14 protein-coding genes are annotated in these 12,241 nt (G+C 62.1%); 6 read left to right on the forward strand and 8 right to left on the reverse strand.

Annotated elements, in window-relative coordinates; genetic code table 11:
• Positions 1-50: 50 nt before the first annotated feature.
• Genes LPA36_RS18280 through LPA36_RS18290 form a run of 3 tightly spaced genes read left to right on the forward strand, consistent with a single transcriptional unit; the run spans position 51 to position 2,592 of the window.
• A complete protein-coding gene (locus tag LPA36_RS18280) occupies positions 51-1,310 on the forward strand; it encodes a M48 family metallopeptidase (protein ID WP_228879580.1) in 1,260 nt (419 codons plus the stop codon).
• Entirely contained in the window at positions 1,307-2,248 is a 942-nt protein-coding gene (rsgA, locus tag LPA36_RS18285) for a ribosome small subunit-dependent GTPase A (RefSeq protein ID WP_228879582.1), read from the forward strand. Before LPA36_RS18280 ends, rsgA begins: the two co-directional genes overlap by 4 nt.
• A 23-nt stretch (positions 2,249-2,271) precedes the next feature.
• Positions 2,272-2,592 (forward strand): putative signal transducing protein, encoded by a 321-nt coding sequence (locus LPA36_RS18290; protein WP_228879751.1) that lies wholly within the window; start codon positions 2,272-2,274, stop codon positions 2,590-2,592.
• Between the two features lie 88 nt (positions 2,593-2,680).
• Here the strand turns inward: LPA36_RS18290 and LPA36_RS18295 are convergent, their stop codons facing one another.
• From LPA36_RS18295 to rpsP, 6 genes are all read right to left on the reverse strand, one after another.
• A complete protein-coding gene (locus LPA36_RS18295; protein WP_228879585.1) occupies positions 2,681-3,619 on the reverse strand; it encodes a CobD/CbiB family protein in 939 nt (312 codons plus the stop codon).
• A gap of 115 nt (positions 3,620-3,734) precedes the next feature.
• Positions 3,735-4,415, reverse strand: coding sequence for a CoA pyrophosphatase (locus LPA36_RS18300; protein ID WP_228879587.1), 681 nt, complete (start codon positions 4,413-4,415; stop codon positions 3,735-3,737).
• A 106-nt stretch (positions 4,416-4,521) separates the two neighbouring features.
• A complete protein-coding gene (gene rplS, locus LPA36_RS18305; RefSeq protein ID WP_020069334.1) occupies positions 4,522-4,908 on the reverse strand; it encodes a 50S ribosomal protein L19 in 387 nt (128 codons plus the stop codon).
• 156 nt (positions 4,909-5,064) lie between these two features.
• Positions 5,065-5,832 (reverse strand): tRNA (guanosine(37)-N1)-methyltransferase TrmD, encoded by a 768-nt coding sequence (gene trmD, locus LPA36_RS18310; protein ID WP_228879753.1) that lies wholly within the window; start codon positions 5,830-5,832, stop codon positions 5,065-5,067.
• Positions 5,833-5,882: 50 nt separating this feature from the next.
• Positions 5,883-6,578 (reverse strand): ribosome maturation factor RimM, encoded by a 696-nt coding sequence (gene rimM, locus LPA36_RS18315; RefSeq protein ID WP_228879589.1) that lies wholly within the window; start codon positions 6,576-6,578, stop codon positions 5,883-5,885.
• Positions 6,579-6,683: 105 nt separating this feature from the next.
• Positions 6,684-6,938: a 30S ribosomal protein S16 gene (rpsP, locus tag LPA36_RS18320; protein WP_006476550.1), complete on the reverse strand. Its 255-nt coding sequence runs from the start codon at positions 6,936-6,938 to the stop codon at positions 6,684-6,686.
• Between the two features lie 194 nt (positions 6,939-7,132).
• Here rpsP and LPA36_RS18325 point away from each other — a divergent pair, with 194 nt between their 5' ends.
• Both LPA36_RS18325 and LPA36_RS18330 read left to right on the forward strand, forming a co-directional pair.
• On the forward strand, positions 7,133-8,272 hold the full coding sequence (locus LPA36_RS18325) for a PQQ-dependent sugar dehydrogenase (RefSeq protein WP_228879756.1): 1,140 nt from the start codon (positions 7,133-7,135) through the stop codon (positions 8,270-8,272).
• Between the two features lie 145 nt (positions 8,273-8,417).
• Positions 8,418-8,885, forward strand: coding sequence for an NINE protein (locus LPA36_RS18330; protein WP_228879592.1), 468 nt, complete (start codon positions 8,418-8,420; stop codon positions 8,883-8,885).
• Positions 8,886-8,910: 25 nt separating this feature from the next.
• Here LPA36_RS18330 and LPA36_RS18335 read toward each other — a convergent pair whose 3' ends face one another.
• Together LPA36_RS18335 and LPA36_RS18340 are read right to left on the reverse strand one after the other, a co-directional pair.
• Positions 8,911-10,041 (reverse strand): PA0069 family radical SAM protein, encoded by a 1,131-nt coding sequence (locus tag LPA36_RS18335; RefSeq protein WP_228879593.1) that lies wholly within the window; start codon positions 10,039-10,041, stop codon positions 8,911-8,913.
• Positions 10,042-10,128: 87 nt separating this feature from the next.
• A complete protein-coding gene (locus LPA36_RS18340) occupies positions 10,129-10,617 on the reverse strand; it encodes an Lrp/AsnC ligand binding domain-containing protein (RefSeq protein WP_228879595.1) in 489 nt (162 codons plus the stop codon).
• Positions 10,618-10,763: 146 nt separating this feature from the next.
• Here LPA36_RS18340 and LPA36_RS18345 point away from each other — a divergent pair, with 146 nt between their 5' ends.
• Positions 10,764-12,050: a D-amino acid dehydrogenase gene (locus LPA36_RS18345; RefSeq protein WP_228879602.1), complete on the forward strand. Its 1,287-nt coding sequence runs from the start codon at positions 10,764-10,766 to the stop codon at positions 12,048-12,050.
• Positions 12,051-12,241 lie beyond the last annotated feature (191 nt).

Genomic DNA, 12,241 nt, shown 5'->3' on the forward strand with positions numbered 1-12,241 from the left:
CCGGCGGGAAGAAACATATAATTCTCGCATAGATACTACGGATCTCCCGGATGCCTACCCTGTACTTCACCGTTCTGTTCGTGATCGCCGTTGTGGCGATGGTCGGAACCAAACTCTGGCTCGCGTCGCGGCAAACCCGCTTCGTGGCGGCGCACCGCGACCAGGTGCCGCCGCAGTTTTCCACGACCATTCCGTTGCCGGCGCACCAGCGTGCGGCCGACTACACTGTTGAGCGCACGCGTCTCACGATGGTGGAGATCGTCGTCAGCGCCGCGGTGCTGATCGGGTTGACACTGCTGGGCGGCGTCCAGTCGCTCGATCTCGGCATCACCGGATGGCTTGGCCGCGGCTACGGCGGCCAGATCGCACTGGTCGCGGCAGTGGTCGCGATCACGAGCGTGATCGATCTGCCGTTCGACTACTACCGTCAGTTCGTAATCGAAGACCGCTTCGGCTTCAACCGGATGAGCCGGCGCATTTTCTTCGTCGACCGTATCAAGGGCGCACTGCTGGGCGCTGCGTTCGGCCTGCCGCTGCTGTTCGTCGTGCTGTGGCTGATGAACCAGGCCGGCAGCCTGTGGTGGCTGTGGACGTGGGTCGTGTGGGTCGCGTTCCAGATGCTCGTCCTGGTGCTGTATCCGTCGTTCATCGCCCCGCTCTTCAACAAGTTCGAACCGCTCAAGGACGAGGCGCTGAAAAACCGCATCGAGGCGCTGATGAAGCGCTGTGGCTTCGCCGCCAAGGGCCTCTTCGTGATGGACGGCAGCCGTCGTTCGGCGCACGGCAACGCGTATTTCACCGGCTTCGGTGCGGCCAAGCGCATCGTGTTCTTCGACACGCTGCTCGCGCGCCTGTCGGGCAACGAGATCGAAGCCGTGCTCGCCCACGAACTCGGCCACTTCAAACGCCGCCATGTGATCAAACGGATGGTCGTCACGTTCGCGATCAGCCTCGTGATGCTCGCATTGCTTGGCTGGCTGTCGCAGCGTGTGTGGTTCTACGAAGGGTTGGGCGTGCGTCCGTCGCTCACGGGCGGCAACAGCGGGCTTGCGCTCGTGCTGTTCTTCCTCGCTGTGCCCGTGTTCCTGTTCTTCGTGACGCCGCTTGGCAGTCTCAGCTCGCGCAAGCACGAGTTCGAGGCCGACGCGTTCGCCGCTACGCAAACGGATGCCAAAGATCTCGTCAACGCGCTCGTCAAGCTGTACGAGGACAATGCGTCGACGCTCACGCCCGACCCGCTCTACACCGCGTTCTACTACTCGCATCCGCCAGCGTCGCAGCGGATCGACCGTCTGCTGCGGCACGCATGAGCGGCCGTTCGCCGAAAGCGGCCCGCGCCGCGGCCAGCGCGCAGAAGCAGGTACACGGTCTTGTCGTCGCGGCGCATGGCCGCCACTACCTCGTCGTGCCCGATGACGGTGGCGCGGCGCTGCAATGCTTCCCACGCGGCAAGAAGAGCGAGGTCGCCGTTGGCGATCGCGTAACGTACGAGGCAGCGTCCGCCGATCAGGGCGTGATCGTCGCCATCGACGAGCGGCGCAACCTGCTCTACCGCTCCGATCAGTACAAGTCGAAGCTTTTTGCGGCGAACCTCGATCAATTGCTGATCGTGCTCGCCACCGAGCCGCATTTCAGCGAGGACTTGCTCGGCCGCGCACTCGTCGCCGCCGAAGCCAACGAACTGAAGCCGCTCATCATGCTGAACAAGACCGACGTCGAGGGCGCGCTTGCGGGCGCCCGCGCGCGGCTCGCCCGCTATCGCGAACTCGGGTATCCGGTCGTGGAAGTGTCGATCAGAACGCGTCCAGACGAGGCGCGCGCAGCCCTCGGCGAACATCTGACCGGCCATTCGACGCTTCTGCTCGGGCAATCCGGCATGGGCAAATCGACGCTCGTGAACCTGCTGGTCCCGAATGCGGAAGTGGCAACGCGCGAGATCTCGACTGCGCTGAACAGCGGCCGGCATACGACGACGTACACACGCCTTTATCCACTGCCCGAAGGCGGTTCGCTCACCGACTCGCCAGGTTTTCAGGAATTCGGCCTGCACCATCTGACCGAAGGGCGCCTTGAGCGCGCGTTTCCCGAGTTTCGTCCGCTGCTGGCGGATTGCCGCTTCTACAACTGCCATCATCTGCACGAGCCCGGCTGCGCGATCCTCGACGCCGTCGCTAACGGCCACATCGCGCGCGAACGTCATACGCTCTACGCGCAACTCGTCCACGAAGCCAGCCAGATCGTGCGCTAGGCGCCGATTCCCGCCCCGCCATGATGAAACTGATGCGCGCCCCGAACGTGCTGATCGGCCAGCACTGGATCAATGTGCTGTCGACGGCGGGCGTCGCATGCCAATTGCACAACCGTTATCTGAACGGCGCGCTGGGCGAGATTCCGGCGGAGCAGTGCGCACCGGAACTGTGGCTCGTCGATGAACGCGACGAAGCGCTCGCGCGCAGATTGATCGAAGCGGCCTCCAGCGGTCCTGCCACGGGCGCGCCATCGTGGCGTTGCGGACATTGCGGCGAAACACTCGAAGCGCAGTTCACGGTGTGCTGGCAATGCGGCACCGCGCGCAATCCACTCGACGGTTAATCGATCGCCAGCCCGACGCAAAAACAAAAAAAGAGGCCGGGTTATCGGCCTCTTCTGCTTTGCAACTGATGGTTCCAGGCTGCGTGACTCAGGCCAGCCACACGGCGATCGTCAGCATGAGCAGGATGATCATCCACAGGATCACCGCGCGCCACACGAGTCCGACTGCGGACTGCAGCGTGCGCGGCGTGCAGTCGTCGCCGACCTGCATCGGGCCACCATCGCCGGTCGAAAGTGCGTCGAGACTCGACGGCTCGGCAAGCGGCCCGCTCAGTCGCGCACCGAGCGCGCCACTGCCTGCAGCAAGCAGAACGCCATCGTTCGCATCGTGCCACTGACGCGCGTGGTTGCGCCAGGCGTAGATCGCGTCTTCGAAATTGCCGACGATCGCGAAACCCAGCGACGTCAAACGCGCCGGAATCCAGTCGATCACGAAGAACGCCCGCTGTGCGAACGTCGAGAACGCCGGCGTGCGTTCGTCGGCCGGCTTCGACCACGTCCGCGCGAGATATTCGGCGATGCGATACAGCACTGCCCCTGCCGGCCCAACCGGCACGAGAAACCAGAAAAACACGCCAAACACGTGACGATGCGATGCGATCACCGCGTAAATCAACGTATGACGCACGATCTCGCTGACCGGCATATCAACGGTCTCAAGCCCTGTCCATTCGTTGAGGATTTCACGCGCGCGTGGCACGTCATCGTTATTGAGCGCGAGATGAATGTCGGTGAAATAGTGGCTGAACTGCCGGAATCCAAGCGTGAAGTACACGATCACCACGTTCCAGAGGAACGCGAGCACGAAGTTGATCTCGTACAGCACGTAGTAAACGACGCCGACGAAGAGCGTCCACGGCAGCACGACAACCAGCCAGGCGAGGATTCCGTGCTTCTGCTTGCCGGCGTCAAAGCCGTGCGCGGCAGACTCCGCATGGTATTGAAGCAACGCCGACACCGGATTGTTGGGCGACAGCGCGCGTAACTGTTCGATGATGAGAGCCAGCAATACGGAGAAAAATGTCATGCGTTGCGCCGTGCTATTCGGGTTTATTCGGTTGTTTTATAACGATAGCACAGGGTCGGATGAGCCTGAGCGTGCAAGGGGCGCAAACGCTTGCGGCACCAGCCGGGGTTTCGGGTCAAGCTGCGAGGAAGCGATAGAAATTACGCAACATACCCGCCGTTGCACCCCAGATGAAGTGATGGCCGTCGGATTCGCTACGCGGATAAGGCATGGCAAAAAAACGACGCTCTCCGCCTTCCCAGCGAAATACGCGCACTTCATGACGTGCCGGGTCCATTAGAAAGGCGAGCGGCACCTCGAAGATTTCGGCAACTTCAAGCGTATCGGCTTCGACCGTGAACGGCGGGTGCACGAGACCGACCACGGGTGTAATGCGAAAACCGGTACCCGTGAGGTAGTCGGGCAACGAACCCAGAACTTCGACGCGCTCCGGATCCAGCGCGACTTCTTCCTGCGCTTCGCGCAACGCGGTCGCAGTCGCGTTCGCATCCCAGGATTCCTGCCTGCCACCAGGAAAACTGATCTGGCCGGCATGGTCGTTGAGATGGTCGGCGCGCTGCGTCAACAGGACGGTGAGTCCTTCGTCGCGCACGACGAGCGGCACCAGCACGGCGGCCAGTCGCGGATCGCCATCATGCAGACGCGTTTCCACCAGCGGCTCCGGCGCCCACGCGAGCGATTTCTCAAAACGCGCGCGCAGGCCGTCGGGCGTCAGACGTGCGGGCGCAATAACGGGCAGATCGATACCCGTCGATTCGACAGGCAGAGCTTCGGGTTCAAAGACGGGGCGGGTCAACGGGCTTCCCGGAATCAGGCGATTGAATTGGACAAGACGCTATTCTGACGTAGCAAAGAAAAAAGCACCCGCGAGGGGTGCTTTTTCTTACAGCTCTTACAGGTTTTTAGGCCTGGGAAGCAGCACGGTCCTTCGAGACCAGCTTTTCCTTGATCCGGGCCGACTTGCCCGAACGATCGCGCAGGTAGTACAGCTTTGCGCGACGCACGTCACCACGACGCTTCACGACGATGCTTGCCAGCAGCGGCGAGTACGTCTGGAACGTACGCTCGACGCCTTCGCCCGATGAAATCTTGCGGACGATAAACGACGAGTTGAGGCCACGATTGCGCTTGGCAATCACAACGCCTTCATAAGCCTGCACACGCTTACGCGTGCCTTCAACCACATTCACGCTGACGATCACCGTATCGCCGGGGGCGAATTCGGGGATGGTCTTCTCGCCGAGGGCGCGCGCGATTTCTTCCTGCTCGAGTTTTGCAATCAGATTCATCACTGACTCCTATGTCCATCTTGTCGGCGTTCGTACCTGCCTTGCGCTGGCTTTGCCTGTTGCGCGCGGCTACGGCCCCGATAGAGGATGGGTTCACATCTGGCGTCGCACACGCATGTGCGACACCGCCTGGTGCTCACTCGGAATCGTAAAGGCTCACGCCTTCGACGCTTCTTTCGCGAGACTTGCAAGCCATGCCTCGTCGGCACGGCTCAGCATCTTGTTCTTTCTGGCGCGCGCGATCAGATCGGGACGCTTGTTTGCCGTATTGCGCAACGCCTCGCGCCGACGCCACAACTCAATTTCCGCATGATGGCCGCCAAGCAGCACATCGGGCACACGCACGCCATCGTATTCTTCGGGCCGCGTGTAATGCGGACAATCCAGCAACATGTCGACGAAACTGTCCTGCACCGCCGATTGTGAATCGTTCAGCACGCCAGGCAACTGGCGTACAACGGCGTCCATTAACGCCATCGCCGGCAACTCTCCGCCGGACAGCACGAAATCACCCAGACTGACTTCTTCATCGACGACCCGGTCGATCAGACGCTGGTCAATCGCTTCATAGCGACCGCACAACAGGATCAGACCCGGTTGCTGCGCGAACTGCATCACACGATCGTGATTGAGCGTTGCACCCTGCGGCGACATCATGACGACGCGCGCACCGGTCACACCCTGCTCCGCCTGCGCGGCTTTCGCTGCGCCGATCGCATCTTCAAGCGGTTTTGCAAGCATGACCATGCCGGGACCGCCACCATAGGGACGATCGTCGATGGTACGGTAGTTGTCGGTCGTGAAGTCGCGCGGATTCCACGTACGCAAACCGTAACGCTGCTGTTTCGCTGCCCGGCTGGTGATACCCCAATCGGTCAGTGCGCGAAACATGTCAGGAAAGAGCGTGACGACATCGAACTGCATCGCTCTCCCCATTCAGCGAATCGTGCCCGGTACCGTGTTGCCGGTACCGATTAATAATCGGCTTCCCAGTCGACGACGATTTTCTTCGCCGCGTGATCCACCGTTTTGACGTAGACGCCGACAAACGGAATCAGACGCTCGCCGGTGACCGGCTTGCCGTCTTTGCCCGTGGTCGGGTACTCGACCCGCAGAACCGAATGCGCACCGTTGTCGATCATGTCGGCAACCTTACCCAGTTCGACACCGGATTCGTTGACGACATCCAGACCGAGCAGGTCGACCCAGTAAAACTCGTCGGCCTCGAGTGCCGGGAAGTCACTGCGACGCACGTACACACTGTGACCGCGCAGCGACAATGCGACGTCGCGGTCAGCCGTGCCGCCGAGATGGGCAACGATGCTATCGCTATGTATCTTTGACTGCAGAACCGGTGCAGAGCGACGCTCGCGGCCTTTCAGCAGCCACCAGCGTTTGGCACTCAGCAAGGCGTCGCCGCCTCGCCCGGCGTCCGCATGCGCGGCCACCTTCACCCAGCCCTTCAGCCCGTACGCGTCGACGATTGCGCCAACTTCGACAGCGTCGTCCGGCCAGCTTTCCGCCGATTCAGCGCGCATTTCTGCCGCAGCCGGATCAGCTGCCGCCGGTACAACCCGCGCTGCTGGCTTGCGAACGAAGGCGCCAAATGAAGCTTCGCCACGGTTCGCGGGTTTGCTACGGCCTGAGCCGTCGGAATCACGCGCGGACATGGGTCAACCTCACAGCCAGCTTCGAGCCAACTTCAGAAAATACGTGCGCACCCGGCACGCCGCACAGTTCGCGCGACACGCCCGCGATGCACCTGCTGACTACCATCAGGCAGCCGGCTGCGCCTTTTGCGCTTCCTTCACGAGACGCTGGACGGTCGGCGACAGTTGCGCGCCAACGCCTTGCCAGTACGTCAGGCGGTCTTGAGCGATACGCAGCGATTCGCCCTTCGTTGCAACCGGGTTGTAGAAGCCAACGCGCTCGATAAAGCGGCCGTCACGACGGTTACGCGAATCGGTTGCGACGATGTTGTAGAACGGGCGCTTCTTGGAGCCGCCACGAGCCAAGCGGATGATGACCATACTGGAATCCTTGAAATCCGGGGTTCGAAACCACTGAAACGCGAGATTATAGCCCGAAAGCAACGCCATAACAAACACTTACGGGGATAAACTGCAAAGCCGGGTCGCGACGGCGAGGCGTCGCCCGCTACGCGGCTGCGGCAGACTCGCCCGGTTATCCATGCGGGAGGCACATGAAAACGGCTTTTTCGACGATGTTCGGGCTCCGGCCCGGACGCCCGCGCATCTGGCATGACCGGCTGCTTGCCATCGCGTTTTGCCTGCTGAATCTGGCTGCGTCAGCCGCCCCGGCGGCTTCGCTACCCATCGAGCGAATCAGGCTGCCGCCCGGATTTCACATCGAGGTTCTGGCGGACAACGTGCCTTCGGCGCGCGAAATGGCCCTTTCGCCAAAAGGCATTCTGTATGCGGGCAGCACAGACGGCCACGTGTATGCCCTTGAACTGCGCGACGGAAAAGTCACCGCCCGGCACGTGATCGCGTCCGGCCTCGACACGCCCGCAGGCGTCGCGTGGCGCGACGGCACGCTGTACGTGTCGGCGGTATCAAGGATTGTGCGCTTCGACGCAATCGATGACCACCTGGCCGATCCGCCAAAGCCTGTGATTGTTACGGACAAATTGCCCACTGAGCATCACCACGGCTGGAAATTCATCGCGTTCGGCCCTGACGGCAAGCTGTACGTGCCACAAGGCGCGCCCTGCAATATCTGCCTGCCCGATCGCGACCACTACGCGATGCTCGGGCGCATGGACGCCGATGGCAGTCACTACGAAACGATCGCGCGCGGCATCCGCAACACGGTCGGCTTTGCGTGGCACCCGGTGACGCACGAACTGTGGTTCACCGACAACGGTCGCGACATGCTCGGCGACGATCGCCCCGACGACGAACTCAATCGCGCCCCGCGCAGCGGCATGGATTTCGGCTATCCGTTCTGCCACGCAGGCGACATCGCCGATCCGGAATTCGGCAAGGACCACGCGTGCAGCGAATTTACGCCTCCGGTCGCGAAACTCGGCGCGCACGTCGCGGCGCTCGGGATGCGTTTTTATACCGGCCCGATGTTCCCGCCCGATTACCGCAACACCATCTTCATTGCCGAACACGGTTCGTGGAATCGCAGCCGGAAGGTCGGATACCGCGTCATGCGCGTGATCGTGAACGCCGATGGCAGCAATCCGCGCCAGGAAGTCTTCGCCCAGGGCTGGCTGATGCCGGACGAAAGCGAGTGGGGTCGCCCCGCCGACGTGCTTCCACTCCCCGACGGCTCGCTTCTGATCAGCGACGACTACGCGGGCGCGATCTACCGCGTCACCTGGGCGGCGCCTTGATCGAGGCGACGGGCTCAGCGCTCCAGACACGCCATGTGACCCGCGGCGCGCGTGGAGCGTAGAATGCGCGTCGGCCCCGCGCACCTGCCGCGGCATGCGCGCCTGGCGCGCCGACCCTGTTGTCTGTGATATTCAGCCTTAGCCCATGTCCACCGTTGCCTCGCTTTCTCCGCGCTTCAGATCCAAGACGATTACCGCAGCACTTGCGTTCTTCTTCGGCTCGCTGGGCGCACATCGCTTCTATTTGTACGGACTGCGCGACGTGTACGGCTGGGCGCATCTGCTTGGCACTCTGATTGGCATTCCCGGCTATCTGCTGCTCGCGGCCACTGAACGCGCGTCGACGCCCGGCTGGGTGCTCGTGCTCCCGGGCGCGATTTCCCTGCTGGCGGCGTTCCTCGCGGCAATCGTCTACGGTCTGCGCCCGGACGAAAAGTGGGACGCCCAGTTCAACGCACAGACCGGCAAGGAAAGCGACTCGGGATGGACGGTGATCTTCATCGTTATCTTCTCGCTGCTGATCGGCGCGTTCCTGCTGATGACGGGCCTTGCACTCTCATTCCAGACGTATTTCGAATTGCAGGTTCAGGCGGCGAAAACACTCTCGCAATGAGAGGCCAGCGCGTCTGGCCGCCAGTCTAGAACAGATCGAGCTGCGGGTTATCCGGTAACGGCGGCCTCGCCATTTCAACCCGGCGAAAGTGCGACATATCCAGAATGCCGCGCTGTCGCTCGTTCAGGCCGAGCCGTCGGGCTGCCTTGTGAAAGCGCTGCTTGAGCAGATCCGCCCACAGCCCCTCACCTTTCATCCGGGTCGCGAACGACGCATCGTAGTCTTTGCCGCCCCGCATGTCGCGCACACGACTCATCACCCGATCGGCGCGATCCGGAAAATGCGCCGCGAGCCAGCCCTTGAACAGCGGCGCGACCTCCCACGGCAATCGCAGGACGATAAAGCTGGCTGACGAAGCACCCGCCTCCGCACACGCTTCCAGGACGCGCTCCATGTCCGGCTCCGTGACGAACGGAATCACCGGCGCAATACTGACACCCACCGGCACGCCGGCCTCGCTCAATGTCTTGATGGTGCGCAATCGTCTTGCCGGCGTGGCGGCGCGCGGCTCCAGCGTACGGGCGATGTCGGCGTCGAGTGTTGTGATCGTGATGGCCGCCATGACCTGCCCACGCACCGCCATTGGCGCAAGCAAATCGAGATCGCGTTCGATCAGCGAGGACTTCGTAATGGCCGCGAACGGATGCCCACGATCGTGCAGCACCTGGATGACACTGCGGGTCAACCTGCGATCGCGTTCCACCGGCTGCCAGGCGTCCGTATTCACGCCCAGGGCGATGGGTTCGGGAACGTAGGATTTCTTCGACAGTTCGAGTTCGAGCAACGCCGCTGCATTGACCTTGGCGTAAATGCGGCTCTCGAAATCCAGCCCCGGCGAAAGCCCCAGATAGCTGTGCGTTGGGCGTGCGAAGCAATAGATGCAGCCGTGTTCACACCCGCGATACGGGTTGAGCGACACGTTAAACGGAATGTCCGGCGAGGCGTTGCGTGTCAGGATCGATTTCGCCCGCTCCTCGAAGACCTGGGTACGCAACGCAGGCGTGCCGAAATCGTCATCGGCGGATGACAGCACCCAGCCGTCGTCGAACGCTTCGCGCTGGTTGATCTCGTAGCGCCCCTGCAGGTTCGTGACTGCGCCGCGCCCCTTGAGGGGTGCGGGCGGGGCAATCGGATATTCGTCGTTGGAATCGGTCACGGCACAGAAAGCAAAACGGCTCAGATACTGTATAAATATACAGTATCTGAGCCGTTTGTCGAGACTGGCCAGACGGCGAGGCGAATCTCATTCGCCGACGGCGATCGCCAGCGTTTCCTTGATCTCTTCCATCACGACATAGCTCTTCGACTGCACCGCGCCCGGCAGTTGCAGCAGGATGTCGCCGAGCAGTTTCCGGTAGTCGGCCATTTCGCCGATACGCGCCTTGATCAGGTAGTCGAAGTCGCCCGACACGAGATGGCATTCCAGCACCTCGGGGATCTTCTGCACTTCGCGCCGGAATTGATCGAACATGTTGCCGCTTTTGTGATCGAGCGTGATCTCGACGAACACCAGCAGCGCAGCCCCAAGTTCGGCCGGATTCACACGGGCGTAGTAGCCCATGATCACGCCGTCGCGCTCCATGCGCTTGACGCGTTCGATGCACGGCGTGACCGAGAGCCCGACCTGTTCGGCGAGGTCCTTCATGGCCATGCGGCCGTCCTGCTGGAGCAGCTTGAGGATGCGGTGATCGAGCTTGTCCAGCGCGCGTATCGGATGACGTTGGGTTCGCATGATGTTTCTACTGAAAATCCAAAAAATACGATAACAAAACCTGACTGTTCATCAATAGTATAGCGGTTAACACTGGGTTGACCGCGTAATACCTCATTAATCGAACATTTCGATACCGTCAGCCTTCCGACCTTTCTGGAGAAGTCATGCGAGTTGTCGTTCTGGGCAGCGGTGTCGTTGGCGTTACGAGCGCGTATTACCTTGCGCGCGCGGGTCACGAAGTGACCGTGATCGACCGCGAGGCAGGTCCTGCGCTCGAAACCAGCTTCGCGAATGCAGGCCAGATCTCGCCCGGCTACGCCGCGCCGTGGGCGGCGCCGGGCGTGCCGCTCAAGGCCGTCAAATGGATGTTCCAGAAGCACGCACCGCTCGCTATCCGGCTCGACGGCACGCAGTTCCAGCTGAAGTGGATGTGGCAGATGCTGCAGAACTGCACGACGGAGCGTTATGCCGTCAACAAGGGCCGCATGGTTCGTCTCGCTGAATACAGCCGCGACTGTCTGCAGGCGCTTCGCGCCGATACCGGCATCCAGTACGAAGGCCGCACGGGTGGCACGCTGCAACTCTTTCGCACGCAACAGCAGCTCGACGGTGCAGCGAAAGATATCGCCGTCCTGAAAGATGCAAACGTACCGTATGAATTGCTGACGCCGGCGGAACTCGCGCGCGTCGAACCCGCGCTTGCCGCGACGTCGCACAAGCTGACGGGCGGCCTGCGTCTGCCGGGCGACGAAACCGGCGACTGCCAGCTGTTCACCACGCGCCTTGCCGCGATGGCCGAAGCGCTCGGCGTCAAGTTCCGCTACAACACGCCGATCGACGCGCTCGCGATGAGCAACGGCCGTATCGCCGGCGTGAAATGCGGCAACGAGATGATCGTGGCCGACAGCTACGTTGTCGCGCTCGGTTCGTATTCCACACGCTTCCTCGCGGACGCCGTCAAGATTCCGGTTTATCCGCTGAAGGGCTACTCGATCACCGCGCCGATCATCGACGCAGCCGCAGCGCCGGTTTCGACGGTGCTCGACGAAACGTACAAGATCGCGATCACGCGCTTTGACGACCGGATCCGCGTCGGCGGCATGGCGGAAATAGCCGGCTTCGACAAGTCGCTTCGCCAGGCGCGCCGCGAGACGCTCGAAACGTGCGTGAACGACCTGTTCCCGGGCGGCGGCGATACGACGAAGGCCACGTTCTGGACGGGTCTGCGTCCGATGACACCGGACGGTACGCCGATCGTCGGCCGCACGCCGGTGCCGAACCTCTTCCTGAACACAGGACACGGCACGCTCGGCTGGACAATGTCGTGTGGCTCGGGTCAGTTGCTCGCGGACCTGATCTCCGGCAAACAGCCGGCGATCCAGTCGGGCGACCTTTCCGTGCATCGTTATCTCGGCGAAACGGGTGGCGCACACCGTCCGGCTTACGCGTAGTGACGTTGCCCGATCGTTTTAGCGCAGCCTGACCGGCGTGTGCGATCGATTGCGCGAAGCAGAACGGCGCCTCGCAAGAGGCGCCGTTCTGTTTTTGTGAAAGGTCGGTGTCGATACGGGCCCGTACACTCTTCACGTCCCTTCGCACTCTGAACTGATCTGCACCGGGTCGCGGCATACCTTCCCCGCCC

The sequence above is a fragment of the Paraburkholderia saeva genome, assembly GCF_907164555.1.
Classification (GTDB): Bacteria; Pseudomonadota; Gammaproteobacteria; order Burkholderiales; family Burkholderiaceae; genus Paraburkholderia; species Paraburkholderia saeva.